Here is a 17736-nt window from a genome sequence, read left to right on the forward strand (position 1 = left end):
CGGCCGCTGGCGCGCAAAAGGCGCCCGTGACACGGGACTGGACGTTTGGTTTTGGGGCCTGCGCGGCGCCCGCTGCGGGGACCTTCGCACTCGCGCTAGCGGGAGTGCATGGCTAGTACGCGCCACGCCCGTGGGGCGTGATCGCGGCGCTCTGCGGCGCCGTCGACGGGGTGAACTTTATGAGTTTTCGCGCGTAATGACTGTCAATTACTGCAAAGTGGTCATCACTATGAGCCGGCCTTGGCGTATTCTTTGTCGCATGCCGTGCAATCGTCTTGGCGCGGGCAGTAAAGGTTCATGACGAACAGACGCGCGGCGCCCGAATGGGCGCACGCGCCGGAAGTTCTTTTCGTCGTTCTGGTAACAAAAAGCATCAAAAATGCTTGCGTGTAACGCGTTTTCTAGTGCGAACCCAGTGCAAATCCTACAAAGGCCCAGGTCCATAAGGCCCGGGCCGGCATAAACCATGACGACTTCTTTGTTTTTCCTCATGTGGGGGCTGGCCACGGCGCTTGCGCTGCCGCTGCTGCTGCCATTCCACGCCCGCGGCGTGGAGGGTGTGCCCGCGTTCACGGCGGCGAACGCGCTGGCCGTGCTGTCCATGCTGGCGTACGCGTCGGCCGAGATCATCCCGCCCGCCGCCTATGTGATGGTGTCGAACGCTGCCTGGGCCTTTTCGGCCGCGCTGGTCTACGTCGGCGTGCGGCAGTTCTTCAAGCTGCGTCCCCACATCATGCGCATCGCGGTCCTCTGCGCGCTTTGCACGCTGGCATTTGCGCTGCTGCTGTACCGCAACGACAGCCTTCTCGGCCGCATGCTGCTGTTTTCGGCCTATACCTGTGTGCTGATGGCGGCGACGGCGGTGGTCGTTTTCCAGCAGCGCAAGCGGATCCAGACCGCCGGCGTGGTGCTGTACGTGATGCTGGCGCTGCTTGGCCTGGTGGGATTGCACGCGCTGCGCCTGTTCGTCTATGGGGCCGGGCTGGAACCGCCCATGTCCTTGCTGCAGCCGTCGCGCTGGGGCCTGTTCTTCATCGTCTGCGGATCGGTCACGGTGCCGGCGCTGTTCCTGGCGCTGCTGCTGCTCATCCAGACCCTGCAGGCCGAAAAGATGCAGGCCGCGCTGACCTTCGACAGCCTGACCCAGGCGTATTCGCGGCGCAGCATCCTGGACGAGCTGGAGCACGAGCTCCAGCGTTGCGAGCGCACCGGCGGCAAACTCGCGGTGCTGGTGCTGGACATCGACCATTTCAAGTCGATCAACGACCGCTATGGCCATGCGGCGGGTGATACGGCGCTGCGCCACTTCTCGCGCGTGGTGCAGAACGCGGTGCGTTCCAGCGACCGCTTCGGCCGGCTGGGCGGCGAGGAGTTCGTCCTGCTGATGTACGACTGCGATCCGGCCCGCGCGCTGGTGCAGGCGCAGCGCGTCTGCGACGCCTTGCGCGACACGCCCCTGTATCTGCAGGGGCTGGAAGTGCGCATGACCACCAGCGGCGGCCTGGCCTCGTATCAGGTTGGCGACTCCGCCGACGTGATCCTCGCCCGGGCCGACGTGGCGCTCTATCAGGCCAAGGCGCTGGGACGAGACCGCGTGGAAATGGCCTGGAGCGGCCGCGGCGCGGCGCGCCAGGGCAGCGACCACGCCGCCGCCCCGGTGGCCCTGGAGGAAACGGCGGGCACTACGGCTTGAGGTGTTCCGTCAGGAACTTTTCCATGGCCTCGTAGAACTCGAACTTGTTCTCGTCGTTGTGGAAGCCGTGGCCCTCGTTGTCCTTGACCATGTATTCCACGTCGATGCCGCGGGCCTTGAGCGCCGAGACCATCTGGTCGCTCTCGTCCTTGTTGACGCGGGGATCCTTGGCGCCCTGCGCCACGAACAGCGGCGTCTTGATCTTGTCCGCGTGCAGCGCCGGCGAGGTCGCGGCGAGGCGGTCGCGGTCGCGCTCGGGGTCGCCCACCATGTCCTGCATCTTGTCCAGCATCGGCTTCCAGTACGGCGGGATGGACTTCATGAACGTGAACAGGTTCGACACGCCCACGTAATCGACCGCCGCCGCGTACAGGTCCGGCGTGAACGCGACCCCGGCCAGCGTGGCGTAGCCGCCATAGCTGGCGCCGTAGATGCCGATGCGCTTGGGATCGGCGATGCCTTGCTGCACCAGCCATTGCACGCCGTCCGTGATGTCGTCCTGCATCTTCAGGCCCCATTGCCCGAAGCCGGCCTCCCAGAAGTCCCGGCCGTAGCCCGTTGACCCGCGGAAGTTCATCTGCAGCACGCAGAAGCCGCGGTTGGCCAGGAACTGCACTTCGGGGTTGTAGCCCCATCCGTCGCGGGCCCAGGGGCCGCCGTGCGGGTTCACGATGCAGGCGAGGTTCTTCGGGTCGCGGCCGGCCGGCAGCGTCAGGTAGCCGTGGATGGTCCGGCCGTCGCGGCTCTGATAGCTGATGGGCTGCACCCGCGACATGTCGGCCTCGGGGATGGCCGGATTCAGGTCGGCCAGCTTGGTCAGCGTGTCGGCCGTGGCGTCATAGATGTAGCGCGAGCCCGGCGTGCGGTCGTTGTACGCGGCCACGATGAACTTGTTTTCGTCGCGGTTGCCCCCCTGGATGACGACGTCGTAGCCGGCGAGGCGCTTGGCGAGAGTCTTGTGCAGGGCCTCGGTTTCCGCGTCGAAGAACTTGTATTGCGGTTTGTCGGTCTGGTAAGACGCCACGGTCAGCACGCGACGCTTGCGCGAGAACGCCGCGCCGTCCAGGTCGACGGCGTCGGGCGTGAAGATGACTTCCTCGGCGTCGGGATTGGCGGGGTCGATGATGACCAGCGACAGCTTGTCGCGGCCGCGGTTGCTCAGCGCGTAGAACTTCCTGTCGTCGAACGTGAAGAAGGCGGGGCTGACGCTGGTGCGGTAGTCGGTGGTGATGAGCGGCCGGAATTCGGAGGCTTCGTCGTCGCGGTAGAGCAGGGTGGTGTTCAGTCCGTCGCTGGCGACGGCGGCGCGCACCTTGCCCGCGTGGTCGGTCTGCCAGCCGACGATGTTGCCCGGATTCTGCGCCACCAGCACGGCCGCGCCGGTGTGGACGTTGACGCGGTAGACGTCGAAGACTTCGGGGTCGCGCTGGTTGTGGCTGATGAGGACGTGGTCGGGATCGTCTTCCAGGTCGTCCTCGATCCCTGCGCGCACGCCCTCGTAGGGCGTCAGGTCGGTGATCTTGCCCGTCTTGGCGTTGACGGCCAGCACGTGGTAGTTCTCGTCGCCGCCGAAGTCCTTCTGGTACAGCACCACGTCGGCGCCCTTCCAGAAGTAGGCGCTGATGTCGCGCGCGGTTTCGCTGGTGAGCTGGCGGGGTTCACCGACGAGCTGGCTGCCCTGCAGGGGCTGAACGTAGATGTTCATGCGGGCGGGATTGCCGTCCACGCTGGTGGGCTGCATGAAGGCCAGCGTCTGGCCGTCGTCCGAGAGCCGGAAGTAGCCGCGCTCGGGATTGCGGAAGAAGTCTTTCAGGGGGTAGGCGCGGGGAGGCGGCTGCGTGGCGCAGGCACCCAGGGTGGCGCCGACGATGCCGGCTGCCAGGACGGTGCGCAGGAATGAGAACAAGGGAAACCTCCGTGATGTCGATCCGCGTTGCGATGGGCGCGCGCGGGACGGTGCGGCGAGGGCGCCTGCTCGTGGCGGCGGCCTGGCGGGCAAGTCCCGGCGGCTCGTCGATAATGCCATAGCCGCGCGACGGGTGTCGAACCCGCCCCACTTATGCCGTGTGGCCGTTTGCGGGATAATCGCGGCTATTCATCTGGAGATTTACATGTACAGGAATCTGGTCGCGGCATCGGCGCTGGCCCTGGGCCTGGCGGGCTGCTCGATTGGCATCTCGCAGGACGGGTCGTCGCCGCACAGCGAATTCAAGGCGCCGGTGGCGTTCAAGGACGCCTTCGACGCGGTCATCCGCCAATCCAACGCGTGCCTGCGCAGCACCGACAACGCCTACCGCGTCGTCCCCGACCTGAACGAAAGCACGCAGTCCGGCGTGGTGCGGGTCTTGGCGCCTTATTCCGACAACGAGATGTCGCGCGTCGACCTGAAGGCCGCCGGCCCCAAGACCACGGACGTGCGGATCGTCATGTGGGGTAAGGGCACGTGGGACGCCGCCGCCATGCGCGCCATGCAGGATGCCGTCTACTACGGACTGGTGTCGTGCAGCACGTACATGCCGCTGGATCCGCGCCCGCCCGTCAAGCCGTCGCGCGACTTGCCCCGGTAGGGATCAATCGCCGCCCGGACGGCGGCGGATGATCTTGAAGGTGGCGGTGGCGCGCGCCACCAGTTCGCCATCGGCGCGCCGGATGTCGCCTTCACAGAAAGCGATTGACGCGCCGCGGCGCAGGCAGCGCGCCTCGATGACCAGGTCGCCCGTGCCGGGCGACAGGAACGTGGTGTTCATGTCGATGGTGGCCATGCCCTCGGTGGCGTCCGCCGAACCGCGCGCGGCGGCGCTCAGCGTGAAATCCAGGACGCTCATCAGCGTGCCGCCATGGACGTCGCCGCGGCTGTTGGTCAGGTCCTGGCGCCAGGGCAGCGTGGTGCGGGCATAGGCCGGGGCGATGCTCTCGGGCACCAGGCCGATGAACTGCATGAAAGGAATGGTCAGGCCGAAATAGTCGGTTTGGTGGGATGCGGGTGCAGTCATGGAACCGTTGTGGGCGGGAATGGATAGCGGGTTGTCGCCGGTCATAATATATGCTTTTGCCATGGAATCGAGGCCATGACGGGGCAGCAGACGTCGCATTCCCCGCGCAAGATCGTCCATGTCGACATGGACGCCTTCTACGCGTCCGTTGAACAGCGGGACAACCCGGAATTGCGCGGCAAGCCGGTGGTCGTCGCCTGGACCGGCCCGCGCTCGGTCGTGTGCGCGGCCTCGTATGAGGCGCGGCGCTTCGGCATCCATTCCGCCATGTCGGCCATCAAGGCCGAGCGCCTCTGTCCGCACGCCATTTACGTTCCGCCCGATTTCAACCGCTACCGCGACGTGTCGCGCCAGGTCCGGCAGATTTTCGCTCGCCATACCGACCTGATCGAACCCCTGTCGCTGGACGAGGCCTACCTGGACGTCACGGTCAACAAAAACGGGCTGCCCTCGGCGACCGAGGTGGCCCAGGTCATCCGCCAGCAGATCCGCGAGGAAACCGGCCTGACCGCGTCGGCGGGCGTGGCGCCCAACAAGTTCCTGGCCAAGATCGCGTCCGACTGGAACAAGCCGGACGGCCTGTTCGTGGTTCGTCCCAACAAGGTGCTGGCCTTCCTGGAACCCTTGCCGGTGCGCAAGGTGCCGGGCGTGGGCAAGGTGACGCAGGCGCGCCTGGAGCAGCTGGGCATCCAGACGGTGGGCGACCTGGCCACGCACAGCGCCCAGGAGCTGGAGCATTATTTCGGCCGCTACGGCCGCCGGCTGTACGAACTGGCGCGCGGCATCGACGAGCGCGAGGTGCAGCCCGACCAGCCGCTGCAGCAGGTGTCGGCGGAAACCACGTTTTCGCAGGATGTGCGGCTGGATGCGGTGGGCGACGCCATCGACCGCATGGCGGAAAAGGTGTGGGATCAGGCGCTGAAGAAGGGCGCCCTGGGACGCACGGTGGTGCTCAAGCTGAAGACCGACCGGTTCCGCATCCTGACGCGCAGCCAGACCAGCGCCAATCCCCCCGCGTCGGCGGCGGAACTGGCGGCCCTGGCAAGGCTGCTGTGCGAACGCGTGGAATTGCCACCCGAGACGCTGTACCGGCTGGCCGGCGTGGGGATGAGCAATTTTGCCGACCCCGCGGAGCAGTCGCGCCAGCCCGATCTGTTCGGCGGCGCGTTCTAGGGGCCCCGCGAGGCCCCTTCTTTCAGGCCAGGCGCGCCTTCACTTGCTGCGACAGCGCCGTCATGTCGGCGCGGCCGGCCAGGCCCTGCTTGAGGATGGCCATGACCTTGCCCATGGCGGGCGCGCCGGTCACGCCCTGCGCGGCCACTTCAGCCAGGGCGGCGTCGATGGCGGCGGACACTTCCTCGGGCGTGGCGGCCTGCGGCAGGAATTCCTGCAGCACCACCAGTTCCGCTTTTTCCTGCTCGGCGGTTTCCGTGCGGCCGGCCTGCTCGAACGCGGCGATGGATTCGCGGCGCTGCTTGACCTGCTTTTCGATGATGGCGGTGATTTCGGCGTCGGACAGGTCGCGGCGCTCGTCCACTTCCTTCTGCTTGACGGCGGCCAGCAGGAAGCGCAGCGTGGCCAGGCGCTCGGCGGCCTTGGCGCGCATCGCGTCCTTGACGGAGTCGGACAGGCGGGTCTTGAGCGTAGCAGTGCTCATGGGGAAACCTTTGTGGTGTTGCGATAAACAGGAAGTGTAAACCGGGCCGGGACGGACGGGGCGCGCCCCGCGCCGGCCTTACTTCACCGTGGCGAGGTCGCCTTTCAGGGCGACGCCCGCGACCATGGCGCCGGCGTGGCATTCGTACATGGTGGCGTTGCGGTATTCGTTCTTGCGGTAGTAGCTGACGATATTGGTGACGGCATTGGCGCCGGCCTTCTTGGCGGCCTCGTGCAGGGCGATCACGGCGGACTGCGCCACCCATGCGCAGGCCTCTTCATCCTTCTTGGCGAACGCGTTCGTCTTGCGGTTGGTGACCACGCCGGCCTCCACCACCTTGCCCCTGGGGCCCGTGCCGGCCAGGTAGAACTTCACGCTGCCGTCGATCTTGCCGGCCGCCTGGGCGGCTTCGATCACGGGCTGGATCGGGAGATGGACCGTGCGGTCCGCGGCCAGGACAGGCGCCGTCAGGACAAACGGCAGGACCAGCGCTGCGGACAACTTGCTTTGGAAGTTCATGACATGGGTTCCTGAGTGGGGGAGTGAAGCGGCGGCCGGGCGCGCGGGCGTCAAGGCCAGCGCCGGAAAATCAGCGACGTGTTGATGCCGCCGAAGGCGAAGTTGTTGTTCATGACGTATTCGTTGCTCATGCGCCTGCCGTCGCCGGCCAGGTAATCGAGTTCACCGCACAGTGGGTCGACGTTCTGCAGGTTCAGCGTGGGCGCATACCAGTCGCTCCTGAGCATTTCGATGCTGAACCAGGATTCCAGCGCGCCGCAGGCGCCCAGCGTATGGCCGAGGTAGCTTTTCTGCGAGCTGATGGGCATGCGGCTGCCAAACAGGCGCGAGGTGGCCTGGGTTTCCGCCACGTCGCCTTGCTCGGTCGCGGTGCCATGGCCGTTCACGTATCCGATGGCCTCGGGCGCCAGGCCCGCGTCGGCCAGCGCCATTTCCATCGCGATGCGCATCGTGGCGGCTTCCGGCCGCGTGATGTGCGTGCCGTCCGAGTTGCTGCCGAAGCCGACGATTTCGGCGAGGATGCGGGCGCCCCGGGCCTGTGCATGCTCCAGGGATTCGAGCACCAGCATGCCGCTGCCTTCGCCGATCACCAGCCCGTCGCGGTCCCGGTCGTAGGGGCGCGGCGTGAGTTCGGGCGTATCGTTCTTCTGGCTGGTCGCGTACAGCGCGTCGAACACCAGCGCTTCGCTGGGGCACAGTTCTTCCGCGCCGCCGGCCAGCATCAGTTCCTGGCGGCCGTAGCGGATCGCTTCGTACGCATAGCCGATGCCCTGGCTTCCCGACGTGCACGCGCTGGACGTCGGGATGATCCGGCCCTTCAGTTCGAAGAAGATGCCGATGTTGGCCGCGGTGGTGTGCGGCATCATGCGCACATAGGAATTGGCGTTCAGGTCATCCGTGACCCCGTTGAGCAGCATGTTGCCGAAGGCCCGGATTTCCGCGGTGCTGCCGACGGACGACCCGCACGCCACGCCCATGCGTCCGTCGGTGATGCTGCGGTCCTCGAGCAGCCCGGCGTCCTCCAGGGCAAGTTCGGCGGCGCGCACCGCCAGTTGCGATACCCGCCCCATGCTGCGCAGCTGCTTGCGCGTCCAGTGCGCCGGGGCGTGGAAATCCTCGACGGGCCCGCCCAGGCGGGTGTTCAGTTCCGTGTAGCGCGACCAGTCAGGCATGACGCGGATCGCGCTGCGGCCGGATTGAAACGCCTGCTGGATGGCGTTCCATTCCGCTCCCAGCGCACTGATGCCGGCCATGCCGGTAATGACGACCCGCTTCATCAACAAAGACCTCCGTTCACGGCGATGACCTGGCGCGTGATATACGCGGCGCCCGGCGACATCAGGAATACGACCGTCGCGGCCACCTCTTCGGGGCGGCCCATGCGCTGCGCCGGCACGGCTTTCAGAATTTCCTCCACCGGCACGTGCTCATCGATCATGTCGGTGTCGATCAGTCCGGGCGCGACGCAGTTCACGGTGATCTGGCGCTTGGCGAGCTCGACCGCGAGCGCTTTCGCCGCGCCGATCAGACCCGCCTTCGAGGCGCTGTAGTTGACCTGCCCGCGGTTTCCGATCAGGCCGGAAACCGACGCCATGCAGACCACGCGTCCGGCGGCGCGGCGCCGGATCATGGGCATGGCCAGGGGGCTGAGCACGTTGTAGAAGCCGTCCAGGTTGGTGCGCAGCACCTGGTCCCAGTCGTCGCCGGAGAGCGCCGGAAATGCGCCGTCGCGCGTCAGTCCGGCGTTCAGGACAACGCCGTAGTAGGCGCCATGCGCGTCGATGTCCGCCTGCAGGGCGGCGGCGCACCGGGCCCGGTCGGCCACGTCGAACTGCAGGACGCGGGCCTGTCGGCCTCGGGCCTGGACTTCGGCCTGGACGGCTTCGGCCTGCGCGCGCTGCTGGCGGCAGTGCAGCACCAGGTCATGGCCGGCGTCGGCCAGCGCCAGCGCGATCGCGCGGCCTATGCCGCGGCTCGAGCCGGTAACGAGTATGGGGGCGGCGCTCATTCGGGTGCCTCTTCCTGCATAAGGATTTGTGGGTCGCGGGGCTGATAGACATTCAGCCTGGCGTGGGCCAGCAAGCGGGTCTCGTCGCGCAGTTCGCATTCGAAGACGCTCATGCCGCTGGCGTCGATCAGGCCGCGCTCGACATGGATGGTGAGGGCGGCGCCTGCCGGCAGCGAGCCGACATGGCATTCATAGCGGCGCGTGCCGAGCAGGAAGCCCAGCTTCACGTCTTCGTGCGCCTGCCGCGCCTGGCAGCCCGCCCAGGCCCCCACGGCCTGCGCCATGAGTTCCATGCCCAGCCAGGGCGGCAGGGAGCCGTCGGGCTGCGAATAGGGCCCCGGCCGGACGACGGCGTGGGCGGTGAGGCTGTCGGCGTCGTAGCGGCTGACGCCGTCGAGCAGGATCATGTCGCCTGCGTGCGGCAGCAGGCTGGCGATGGGCCAGGGCATCATGGCTGACCTCCGAAAACCAGGCTGGCGTTGTTGCCGCCGAAGGCGAACGAATTGCTCATTGCCAGCCGTTGCCGGCCCAGCGCGTAGCGGTGGCCGGGGGTGCTGAATTCCAGGGCGGGCAGGGAGGGGTCTGCCTGGCCATCCCACACGTGGGGCATGAGCGCGCCGCTGGCATTCGAGTTCGACAGAGTGATCCACGCCAGCACCGCTTCGAGGGCGCCGGCGGCGCCCAGCGTGTGTCCCGTGAGCGCCTTGGTCGATGCGCAAGGCACGCCTTGCGGAAACACGGCATGCGTGGCGTGGCTTTCCATGGCGTCGTTGTGCTGCGTGCCGGTGCCGTGCAGGTTCAGCCAGCCGATGCTGGCGGCGTCGACGCCGGCCGACTTCAGGGCGGCCAGCATGGCCTGGCGGGCGCCTTCGCCGGTCGGGTCGGGCGCGGACATGTGCCAGGCGTCGGAACTGGCCCCGCCGCCCAGCAAGGCCACGGCGTCAGCATCCGCCGGCGCGCGTTCCATCAGGAACAGCACACCGGCCTCGCCGATATTGATGCCGCGGCGGTTCACCGAAAACGGCGCGCACAGCGCATCGTCGACCGCTTCCAGTGTGGCGAAGCCGTTGATGGTCAGGCGGCAGAGCGTGTCCGCGCCGCCGCAGACCACCGCGTCGCACACGCCCAGTTCCAGCAGCCGGCGGGCGGACAGGAGGGCGCGCGCGCTGGAGGTGCAGGCGGTCGACAGCGTATATGCCGGGCCTGCCGCGCCCAGCCAGTCAGCCAGGAACGCGGCAGGGGACGAGAGCGCCTGCCTGCGGTAATCGTAGGTGTCAGGCCAGGCGCCTTGCGCCTTCAAGTGGCGGAAGGCGGGCGCATTGTCGTTCACGCCTGACGTGCTGGTGCCTATCACCACGGCCACGCGGCCGGCGCCGTAGCGGGCCACGGCGGTGCGCAGCCGGTCCTCGATCTGGACGGCGGCCGCCAGCAGCAGCTGGTTGTTCCGGCTGCGATGGTGCGTGGCGAGGTCGGCGGGCAGCTCGGGCAGCGCGCCGGCATAGGCGCCCAGCGTGAGCGCCCGGCCCTCGACCCAGCCCTCCCGCGCGCGCATGCCCGCGGTGTCGCCCAGGAAGGCGGCCCGCGCCACGGCATCGACGCCGGTTCCGAGCGCACACACGACGCCGGGCGTGCTCAGCCAGCTTGTCATGGTTGCTCCTTCAAGGGGGCGATCCGCCATGTCACGCCTTCTGCGGTCTGAATGGAAAAGTCCGCGGCCGGCGCATCCGCGGACCAGCGGATGGTCCACAGGGCGCGGCCCTGCTTCAGGAATTCGCGCTGGACGGCGCCGTCGGCCGGATGGCCCGCGCGCCAGGCGCCGGCGCCGTAGGCGGCGTCCAGTTCCGCTTCAGGGGTCCAGGCGAACATCAGCGCGGCGAAGAGATCGCGCGCCTGCGCGTTGGGCCTCAGGAACCCGTCATTGCGCCACTGCCCCTGTTCCAGCATTTGCCGCGCCTGCGGCACGCCCATCGGGTCGAACAGGGACCAGCGCAAGGCCGCGCCTTCGCGCTGGACCACCAGCATCATGTCCAGGGAGGGTTGGCCGGGCGCCGTCTGGACGACATGCAGCTGGCGCGGCAGGGAGAAGCCGGCGGTGCGCGCGGGGACGGGCGGGGCGCCCGCGCAGCCGGCCAACAGCGCGAAGGCCAGCGCCATCGCCAGGGAGCGCCAGGCGGAGAGGAGGGAACGCGGGGCTGCAATCATGGCAATACCGTCAGGCGGGCTGCGCCAGCTTTTCGCCGGCCCGGCACAGTTCGCTCAGCATGCGCAAACGGCGCTGCGGGTTGGCGACGAACGGGTTGGAGGCGTCCCAGGCGTAGCCGGCCAGGATGGAGCTGATCATGCGGCGGATCTCCGGCTGCGCGTTCTGGTAGAACACGACATCCTGGAATTCGCCGCTATACCAGCCCTGGACGTACGCGCGGAAGGTTTCCACGCCCACCATCAGGGGATCGGCAAATTCGGCTTGCCAGTCGACCCATTCGCCGTTCAGTTGGCGGTGCAGCGCGTCGGCGGCCAGCTTGGACGACCGCAGCGCGATGGTGACGCCCGACGAGAACACCGGGTCCAGGAATTCCGCGGCGTTGCCCAGCAAGGCGTAGCCCGGGCCGTGCAGGCGGGTCACGCTGGCGGAGTAGCCGCCGATGGTGTTGGCCGGCGTGTCCCACACCGCGTTCTTCAGGACCCGCTTCAGGTTGGGCGCGGCGTCCGCCATGGCGCGCAGGGTGGTCATCAGGTCCTGGTCCGGTCCACCGAACAGGTCTTCGCCGCCGACCACGCCGAACGAGCAGCGGCCATTGGAGAACGGAATCAGCCAGTACCAGATTCCGCGTTGTTCGGGGTGCACGGTGATCAGGATCTTCTCGCGATCGAAGCCGGGATCGTCGATGCGGTCTTCGATGTGGGTGAAGATTGCCTTGCGCGGCGGCATCGAGGACGGGCGTTCCAGGTCCAGCAGCCGGGCCAGCACGCGGCCGTAGCCGCTGGCGTCCAGCACGAATCGGCTCGTCACCTGGTAGCGGCTTCCGTCCGCGCGGCGCACGTCCAGCAGGGGAGCGGCGCCGCCGAAGTCGGCGGCGGTGACCTCCTGCTGATAGCGCACCTCGACGCCCTGGCGGGCGGCATCGTCCGCGAGCACCTTGTCGAAGTGGGCGCGCTGCACCTGGAAGGTGGTGCCCGGGCCGGGGGTGAACTTGTCGCGGAAGTCGAAGTACGTGTAGGCGTCGCCGCAGGCGAACGCCGCGCCGTTTTTGACCTGGAAGCCCGCGGCCTCGACGGCGGGCATCATGCCGGCCTGTTCGACGTACTCCAGGCAATGCGCCAGCAGGCTTTCACCGATGGAGAAACGCGGGAACTGCTGGCGCTCCAGCATCAGGACGTCGTGCCCCTGCCGTTTGAGCAGGGCTGCGGCGACCGCGCCGGCGGGACCTGCCCCGATGACCACAACTTCCCGATGTTCCATGCTGGATGTTTCCATGATGCGTTGATGAAAGAGGAGGGGACGTCAGTGCGCGCGCGGCGGCCGGATCCACGGGGCCCACAGCACCGAGAACGCCACGCCGAGCGCCACGGCCAGTCCGAAGTTGGCAATGGCCGGCGTCTGGCTGACGGCCAGCAGTCCGAAGGACAGCAGCGTGGTGGCCGCGCCCAGAAGGATTCCGACGAGACTGGCGGCCGCGCCCGCCACCCGTTCGTACATGAAGATGGCGTAGTCCACGCCGATGGCCGACACCAGCAGCAATCCGAAGAGGCTGAAGAGCGTCAGCGGCTGTCCCAGGTAGCCCAGCGCGGCCACGCTGCAGGCGGTTGCCGCGAGCGGCACCGCCAGAATGCGCCAGGTGGCGGCCTTGCCCAGGGTCAGAAGCAGAAGCGCGGCGGCCGCCACGTACGACAGGAGCTTGAGTTCGGCCGCTTCGATCCGCGTCGCGGCGAACATCCGGTTCAGTTCCCCGCTGCGGTCGACCAGGCTCACGCCGGGCGCGGCCTGGGCGATCGATGCCAGCGTCGCCGCGTCGCGCAGACCCAGCAGCGTGATCATTCCCGCGACTTCGCCGCCATGCTTGCCCAGCCACTGTCCGCGCCAGCGTTCCGCCTGCGGGCCATGCAGCGCGCCATCTATGGTGACCACGGGCAGCGCGGCCAGCGACCGCAGCTCTTGCTGCAAGGCGGCGTAGGGAATGCCGAGGTCCGTCATCGGCTTCCAGAGCTGCGGCTGGTCGGCCAGCGAGGCCAGGCGTTCGCCCAGCGCACGCTGGTCCGCGGCGGGCGACACGAGCTGGCTCAGCGAGTTGTAGCCGGCCAGGGCGCCGTCCTTGACCAGCGCATCCAGGCGCTGGGAGACCAGCGCCTGGCGCCGCAGCAGTTCGTCGGCATCCGGGGCGCGCACCAGGAAGAACTGGCTGGTCGGCATGAATCCGGTGATTTCGCCGATCTGCTTTGCCTGCTGCACTAGCGGGGCCGGCAGGCTGAGCCATTGGCGCAGGTCGTCCTGGATGCTCAGGCGGGCAATGCCGCCCGCGGTGGCGGCCGTCACGGCGATCGCCCCGAGCCACAAGACGGCGCGGCGTCCGGCCAGGCGTTCGCGCGCCTTCAGCGCGGCGCGGGCAAAGCCGAGCAAGGGTTGCCAGGGACGGGGCTGCCAGCCTCGCATCCACGCCGGAAGCTGGCACACGGTGCAGGCATAGGCTCCCAACAGCCCGGCCGCCGAAAACACGGCGGTCTGGGTCAGGGCGGGAAAGGGCGTGAACGCCAGCGCGACATAGCCGACCAGACTGGCGGCCAGGCTGATGGTCAGGCCCGGCAGCACGCGGCGCAGCGCCGGCCAGGCCTGCCAGTCGGCAATGCCGTAGCTTTTGCCGAGCCAGTGCATGGGGAAGTCGACGGCCACGCCGATCAGGCTGGCGCCGATCACCAGCGTGAGGACATGGATGGAGCCGAACACGGCCACGCAGGCGACCGCGCCGGTCAGAAGTCCCACGGCCACCGGGACGAACGCCAGCAGCGCCCGCCAGCGCCGCAGCGCCAAGAGGAGGACCAGCACGATCCCGACCGTGGCGCCCGTGCCGATCCAGCCGCTTTCCGCCACGGCTTGCGCCTTGCCGGCGGCCGCATAAAGAGGGCCTCCCGCCACCAGCAGGTCGGCGCCGTCTTGCGCCAGGGCCTGGCGGTCCTGAGCGATCTGCGCCGCGATGCGTTGCGGCGCTTCGGCGTCGAAGGCGTCGCCGCGGGTCTCGGCGCGGACCAGCACCCAGCGCCGGCCGTTCTGTTCGGCCTGCAGCGTGCCCGAGCCCATGTCGTACTGCACGAGGCCGCCGGGACGCAGCGCCTGTTCCGCGCGCCGCGTGAGTCCCAGCCAGTCCTGGTCCGCGGGGACCAGTCCCGACGAGGAGAACGGATCGGTCAGTTCACGGGCGCGGCGCTGGGCGAACGCGGCCGGATCCGTGTCGAGCTGCTGCCGGTCGGCCAAGGGCAGCATGGCCAGGCGGCCGGCGAGCAGCTGCGTGCGCATGGCCGCCAGGTCGGCGTTCAGTTCCACCTGCACCAGCGAGAACAGGCCGCTGCCGGTCCAGCGCTCGGCCAGCTGGCGCGCCGGCTGCGCCGTGTCCGCGCCGGGGCGCGCGGCGACCAGCGCAATGATCTGGCGCGACAGCGGCTCCTGGATGCGGGCCTCGGCCAGTTGGCGCGTGGCATCGCTGGCGGCTTGCGGCACCAGCTCCATCAGGTTGGCCGACACCGGCCAGCCATTGCGGCATTGCCAGGCGCCAGCGAGCAGCACCAGCAGCAGCCCCAGCTTGAACAGCCGGGGCAGCCAGCGTTCAATCGGCGAATGCACGCGCTTCCTCTGGAGTCAGGGCGTCGGCGGCGACCGCGCCGGTCATCTGCAGGACGCTGCGGTCGCCTTGGGTTTCGCGCAGTTCGATGCGGTCGACCAGCTTGCCGCCGTTGATCTGGATATTGTCGAAAATCTGCCGCAACAGCGCCGAACGCGGCGTCAGGACCAGTTGCCAGGCCTCTGACTTACCCGTCAGGGCCAGGTCGAAGTTTTCCTGCAGTCCGCGGGTATCGCCGGCAAGCACCGACAGGAACAGCTGGTTCTCGCGGCCCGCGCCGGTATGCTGGGGCAGTGCCTTCCAGGCGCCAGTCTCGTCGCGGCGGGAGATTCCGTCCGCATTGATGCGCAGGTCCTGCGCGATGGGCGTGCGCAGCAGCCAGAGCAGGCCCTTGCCCGCGGCCAGCGTGAAGTCGCCGCGGCTGGTCAGGGGCGCGGGCAGCGAGCGCAGGAATTTCTGTTGCACGAACTGGCCGCGCACGATCGGCGTGGCGCGCAGTTGCTCCTGCAAGGCGTTCAGGTCGAAGGCGCGAGCGCTCAGGGGCAGCACCGCCAGCGCCAGGAGAAGCAGGATGCGGTGGGCCAGCCAGCGGGACGTGAAGAGCGGCATCATGAGCGGGGCTCCTGGGCTTGCAGTTTGCGCTGGACCGCGGCGACGAACGCGGCGGGCGAGACCAGCTGCATTTCGCGGCTGGTCAGGCAGACCGCGACTTGTTCGGACGTGGCGCGTGTCAGCCGCTGGCCGGTATCGGCATCCTGGATCAGGTAGTTGATCTTCAGCCGGTTTTCCCATTCGACCAGTTCGGCGCGCACCACGAGCCTCTGCCCGAACTGCGCCGGTTGCGCATAGCGCAGATGCAGGTCGATCACCGGCCAGACATAGCCGCTGGCGCGCATCGCGTCGTAGTTGTAGCCAATCTGGTCCAGCAGCTCGCAGCGGGCCTGTTCCAGGTACTTCACATAATGGCCATGCCACACCACGTTGATTGAATCGACGTCGAAGAAGGGCACGCGGATTTCGACTTCCGCGCCGATGGCGCCGCGTTTACGCATCGTCTTTCCAGAAAGGGTAGAAGTTGAACCATTGCAGCGGCGCCAGGCGGCATTGCGCGGCAAGGCGGTCGGCGTAGCGCTGCGTCCAGTCGGCGATCCGCGCCTGGCGCGTGGCCCGCGTCCATTCGATGCCGTCGGAGAGGCGTTCCATCGACACGCGGTAGCGAGCGCCGTGGCGCGTGCAGAACAGCAGATTCACCGGGCAGCGCAGCAGCCCCGCCAGCAGCCAGGGGCCTTGCGGCAGCAGGGCGGCGGCGCCCAGGAAGTTCACGGGCGTGGTGCGATCGCCGCGCAGCGGCACGCGGTCGCCGGCGATGGCCAGCCATTCGCCGCGTTCAAGGCGCTGGGCCAGGTCCAGCATGACGGGAGCGTCGAGTTCGCTGACCTGGATCATGCGCAGCCCGCCGCCAGCTTCGCTGAGCAGTCGGTTGAAGTGGGCCGCGTGCTTGCTGTGGACCAGCACGTTCAGCCTGAGCGCCCCGGTCTGCTCGGCAAGCGCGCGGCAGATCTCGATGTTTCCAAGATGCGAGCCAATCAGGATCTGCCCCCGGCCATGGCCCATTTGCGCATGCAGGCCGTCAGGGTCGGCGATGTCCAGGTTGGCCATGGTGATCTTGCCCTGCCAGACATCCAGCTTGTCCAGCATGGCGCGCGCGAAGGCCAGGTACTGCCGGTACACGGGGAAGGCGCGCGGCAACGGCGCGGCGAGTGCGCCGGAGCCGGCGAGCCGCCGCTGATACTGCGCGATGGCGCGGCGTGCGCGGCCCCCGAATGCATAGAAATACAGCACCACCAGCCAGACCACGGGCGCGACCGCGCGCCGTCCCAGCTTGCGCGCCGCCCAGGCAGTCAGTCGCATCAACGCGGGGCTGCCGCGTTCCCGCTGTCCGGCCCAATGGCTTTCCGGCGCGTTCATGGGCGTGTCCATTGAACCAGGCGGCGCCCCAGCAGCGCCGGCGAACGGGCAAGCATGCCAAAGAACAGCCGCGCGTGCATGCGGCTGATCAGCAGGTTGTCGCGCAAGCCCTTGAAGTGCGAGATGCCGCCTTCCGGGTAGGCCACCCGGGTCGGCAACCATGTCATCTTCACGCCGCGCCAGTGCAGCCGGACCAGGACGGCAATGTCGAAGTCCATGCGCTTGCCGACGTGGGCGCCGTTTATCACCGGCAGCACGTCAGCCAGCGGATAGACGCGAAAGCCGCACATGGCGTCGGGGATGTCGAGCGACAGCGTGTTGATCCAGACCCAGATGCGGGTCAGCCAGCGGCCGTAGAGGCGGCTGCGCGGCACGTCGTCGCCATAGACGGGGGCGCCGCAGATGAGCGTGCGCGGCTGTGCGCGGGAAAGGTCGGCGAATGCGGCGGCGTCCTGCAACGCGTGCTGGCCGTCGGCGTCCACCTGCAGCGCATGCGTATAACCGAGCGCCGCGGCTGCGCGCAGGCCGTCCTGGACAGCGGCGCCTTTTCCGCCGTTGGCGCCGCGGCGCACCAGCTGCGTGTCGGGGCGGGCGGCCAGGCCGTCGAGCGCCGCGGCGCAGTCAGGCGCGGAGCCGTCGTCGACCAGCACGCAGGGCAGGCCTTGCGCGGCAAGCTGCGCAACCACGGCAGCCACCGTGCCGCCATGGTTGTAGACGGGAATGACGGCGCAGAGCTTATGCGGAGCCATTGCCGACCTCGTGGAGTACGCGGCCCGACGAGCAGGGGGCGCCATTCACGGTGAACGTGAAATACAGCTTCTGCTTGGCCGAGTCCCATTTCAGCGCCAGCGCCGCGGTGTCGCCGGGGCGCAAGAGACGCTGGAACTTCAGCGCCTCCATGCCGGCAAAGCGCAGCCCGGGATGCAGGTCGCGCTGCGCCAGCGACATGGCCCAGCTGATCTGCGCCACGCCCGGCACGACAGGGGCTGCCGGGAAATGGCCGCTTAAATAGGCCAGGTCATACGGGATGTCGAGCGTGTCGCGGCGCTCGTTTTCCGGCAGCCCGGGCG

At 68.4% G+C, this 17736-nt stretch carries 18 protein-coding genes and 1 pseudogene; 3 read left to right on the top strand and 16 right to left on the bottom strand.

Going from position 1 to position 17736, the window contains the following annotated elements:
• Positions 1-466: 466 nt before the first annotated feature.
• Positions 467-1693 (top strand): GGDEF domain-containing protein, encoded by a 1227-nt coding sequence (locus ABE485_RS29685; protein ID WP_346518841.1) that lies wholly within the window; start codon positions 467-469, stop codon positions 1691-1693.
• Here ABE485_RS29685 and ABE485_RS29690 read toward each other — a convergent pair.
• The gene (locus ABE485_RS29690) at positions 1683-3599 is read right to left on the bottom strand and encodes a S9 family peptidase (protein WP_346518842.1); all 1917 of its coding nucleotides are present in this window, start codon (positions 3597-3599) and stop codon (positions 1683-1685) included. The genes ABE485_RS29685 and ABE485_RS29690 overlap by 11 nt on opposite strands.
• Before the next feature lie 205 nt (positions 3600-3804).
• Here ABE485_RS29690 and ABE485_RS29695 point away from each other — a divergent pair, with 205 nt between their 5' ends.
• Entirely contained in the window at positions 3805-4260 is a 456-nt protein-coding gene (locus ABE485_RS29695) for a BPTD_2524 family lipoprotein (protein WP_346518843.1), read from the top strand.
• A 3-nt stretch (positions 4261-4263) separates the two neighbouring features.
• On the opposite strand, the gene ABE485_RS29700 is transcribed toward ABE485_RS29695, so the two are convergent.
• Positions 4264-4686, bottom strand: a complete 423-nt coding sequence (locus ABE485_RS29700; RefSeq protein ID WP_346518858.1) for a PaaI family thioesterase — start codon at positions 4684-4686, stop codon at positions 4264-4266.
• 75 nt (positions 4687-4761) lie between these two features.
• Here ABE485_RS29700 and dinB point away from each other — a divergent pair, with 75 nt between their 5' ends.
• Positions 4762-5859 carry a DNA polymerase IV gene (dinB, locus tag ABE485_RS29705; protein ID WP_346518844.1) on the top strand — a complete coding sequence of 366 codons (1098 nt, stop codon included), beginning with the start codon at positions 4762-4764 and terminating at the stop codon, positions 5857-5859.
• 22 nt (positions 5860-5881) lie between these two features.
• On the opposite strand, the gene ABE485_RS29710 is transcribed toward dinB, so the two are convergent.
• From ABE485_RS29710 to ABE485_RS29775, 14 genes and pseudogenes are all read right to left on the bottom strand, one after another.
• Positions 5882-6343 (bottom strand): GatB/YqeY domain-containing protein, encoded by a 462-nt coding sequence (locus tag ABE485_RS29710; protein ID WP_346518845.1) that lies wholly within the window; start codon positions 6341-6343, stop codon positions 5882-5884.
• A 78-nt stretch (positions 6344-6421) separates the two neighbouring features.
• Positions 6422-6862: an excinuclease gene (locus ABE485_RS29715; RefSeq protein ID WP_346518846.1), complete on the bottom strand. Its 441-nt coding sequence runs from the start codon at positions 6860-6862 to the stop codon at positions 6422-6424.
• A gap of 50 nt (positions 6863-6912) precedes the next feature.
• Positions 6913-8139: a beta-ketoacyl-ACP synthase gene (locus ABE485_RS29720; protein ID WP_346518847.1), complete on the bottom strand. Its 1227-nt coding sequence runs from the start codon at positions 8137-8139 to the stop codon at positions 6913-6915.
• Positions 8139-8870: a 3-oxoacyl-ACP reductase FabG gene (fabG, locus tag ABE485_RS29725; RefSeq protein ID WP_346518848.1), complete on the bottom strand. Its 732-nt coding sequence runs from the start codon at positions 8868-8870 to the stop codon at positions 8139-8141. Before fabG ends, ABE485_RS29720 begins: the two co-directional genes overlap by 1 nt.
• The gene (locus tag ABE485_RS29730) at positions 8867-9322 is read right to left on the bottom strand and encodes a hotdog family protein (protein ID WP_346518849.1); all 456 of its coding nucleotides are present in this window, start codon (positions 9320-9322) and stop codon (positions 8867-8869) included. The genes fabG and ABE485_RS29730 overlap by 4 nt, the downstream gene beginning before the upstream one ends.
• Complete coding sequence (locus ABE485_RS29735; RefSeq protein WP_346518850.1) at positions 9319-10518, bottom strand: beta-ketoacyl-[acyl-carrier-protein] synthase family protein; 1200 nt, start codon at positions 10516-10518, stop codon at positions 9319-9321. The genes ABE485_RS29730 and ABE485_RS29735 overlap by 4 nt, the downstream gene beginning before the upstream one ends.
• Positions 10515-11072 (bottom strand): hypothetical protein, encoded by a 558-nt coding sequence (locus ABE485_RS29740; protein ID WP_346518851.1) that lies wholly within the window; start codon positions 11070-11072, stop codon positions 10515-10517. The genes ABE485_RS29735 and ABE485_RS29740 overlap by 4 nt, the downstream gene beginning before the upstream one ends.
• Positions 11073-11082: 10 nt before the next feature.
• The gene (locus ABE485_RS29745; protein WP_346518852.1) at positions 11083-12330 is read right to left on the bottom strand and encodes an NAD(P)/FAD-dependent oxidoreductase; all 1248 of its coding nucleotides are present in this window, start codon (positions 12328-12330) and stop codon (positions 11083-11085) included.
• Between the two features lie 42 nt (positions 12331-12372).
• Positions 12373-14700, bottom strand: coding sequence for an MMPL family transporter (locus ABE485_RS29750; protein WP_346518853.1), 2328 nt, complete (start codon positions 14698-14700; stop codon positions 12373-12375).
• Entirely contained in the window at positions 14684-15310 is a 627-nt protein-coding gene (locus ABE485_RS29755) for an outer membrane lipoprotein carrier protein LolA (protein ID WP_346518854.1), read from the bottom strand. The genes ABE485_RS29750 and ABE485_RS29755 overlap by 17 nt, the downstream gene beginning before the upstream one ends.
• Positions 15307-15750, bottom strand: coding sequence for an acyl-CoA thioesterase (locus tag ABE485_RS29760; RefSeq protein ID WP_346518855.1), 444 nt, complete (start codon positions 15748-15750; stop codon positions 15307-15309). The genes ABE485_RS29755 and ABE485_RS29760 overlap by 4 nt, the downstream gene beginning before the upstream one ends.
• A complete protein-coding gene (locus tag ABE485_RS29765; RefSeq protein ID WP_346518856.1) occupies positions 15743-16666 on the bottom strand; it encodes a glycosyl transferase in 924 nt (307 codons plus the stop codon). Before ABE485_RS29765 ends, ABE485_RS29760 begins: the two co-directional genes overlap by 8 nt.
• The gene (locus tag ABE485_RS29770; protein WP_346518857.1) at positions 16663-17415 is read right to left on the bottom strand and encodes a glycosyltransferase family 2 protein; all 753 of its coding nucleotides are present in this window, start codon (positions 17413-17415) and stop codon (positions 16663-16665) included. Before ABE485_RS29770 ends, ABE485_RS29765 begins: the two co-directional genes overlap by 4 nt.
• A pseudogene (locus ABE485_RS29775) lies at positions 17402-17736 on the bottom strand (AMP-binding protein); the annotation flags it as partial. The pseudogene ABE485_RS29775 and the gene ABE485_RS29770, both read right to left, overlap by 14 nt.

The organism is Achromobacter spanius, from assembly GCF_039673305.1.
Lineage (GTDB): Bacteria > Pseudomonadota > Gammaproteobacteria > Burkholderiales > Burkholderiaceae_B > Achromobacter > Achromobacter spanius_F.

Bases quoted from the DNA above. Each gene is read 5' to 3' on its own strand.
- ABE485_RS29710 (WP_346518845.1), bottom strand. From the start codon at position 6,343: ATGAGCACTGCTACGCTCAAGACCCGCCTGTCCGACTCCGTCAAGGAC.
- ABE485_RS29685 (WP_346518841.1), top strand. From the start codon at position 467: ATGACGACTTCTTTGTTTTTCCTCATGTGGGGGCTGGCCACGGCGCTT.
- fabG (WP_346518848.1), bottom strand. From the start codon at position 8,870: ATGAGCGCCGCCCCCATACTCGTTACCGGCTCGAGCCGCGGCATAGGC.
- ABE485_RS29760 (WP_346518855.1), bottom strand. From the start codon at position 15,750: ATGCGTAAACGCGGCGCCATCGGCGCGGAAGTCGAAATCCGCGTGCCC.
- dinB (WP_346518844.1), top strand. From the start codon at position 4,762: ATGACGGGGCAGCAGACGTCGCATTCCCCGCGCAAGATCGTCCATGTC.
- ABE485_RS29765 (WP_346518856.1), bottom strand. From the start codon at position 16,666: ATGAACGCGCCGGAAAGCCATTGGGCCGGACAGCGGGAACGCGGCAGC.
- ABE485_RS29755 (WP_346518854.1), bottom strand. From the start codon at position 15,310: ATGATGCCGCTCTTCACGTCCCGCTGGCTGGCCCACCGCATCCTGCTT.
- ABE485_RS29700 (WP_346518858.1), bottom strand. From the start codon at position 4,686: ATGACTGCACCCGCATCCCACCAAACCGACTATTTCGGCCTGACCATT.
- ABE485_RS29715 (WP_346518846.1), bottom strand. From the start codon at position 6,862: ATGAACTTCCAAAGCAAGTTGTCCGCAGCGCTGGTCCTGCCGTTTGTC.
- ABE485_RS29730 (WP_346518849.1), bottom strand. From the start codon at position 9,322: ATGATGCCCTGGCCCATCGCCAGCCTGCTGCCGCACGCAGGCGACATG.
- ABE485_RS29720 (WP_346518847.1), bottom strand. From the start codon at position 8,139: ATGAAGCGGGTCGTCATTACCGGCATGGCCGGCATCAGTGCGCTGGGA.
- ABE485_RS29735 (WP_346518850.1), bottom strand. From the start codon at position 10,518: ATGACAAGCTGGCTGAGCACGCCCGGCGTCGTGTGTGCGCTCGGAACC.
- ABE485_RS29695 (WP_346518843.1), top strand. From the start codon at position 3,805: ATGTACAGGAATCTGGTCGCGGCATCGGCGCTGGCCCTGGGCCTGGCG.
- ABE485_RS29770 (WP_346518857.1), bottom strand. From the start codon at position 17,415: ATGGCTCCGCATAAGCTCTGCGCCGTCATTCCCGTCTACAACCATGGC.
- ABE485_RS29740 (WP_346518851.1), bottom strand. From the start codon at position 11,072: ATGATTGCAGCCCCGCGTTCCCTCCTCTCCGCCTGGCGCTCCCTGGCG.
- ABE485_RS29745 (WP_346518852.1), bottom strand. From the start codon at position 12,330: ATGGAACATCGGGAAGTTGTGGTCATCGGGGCAGGTCCCGCCGGCGCG.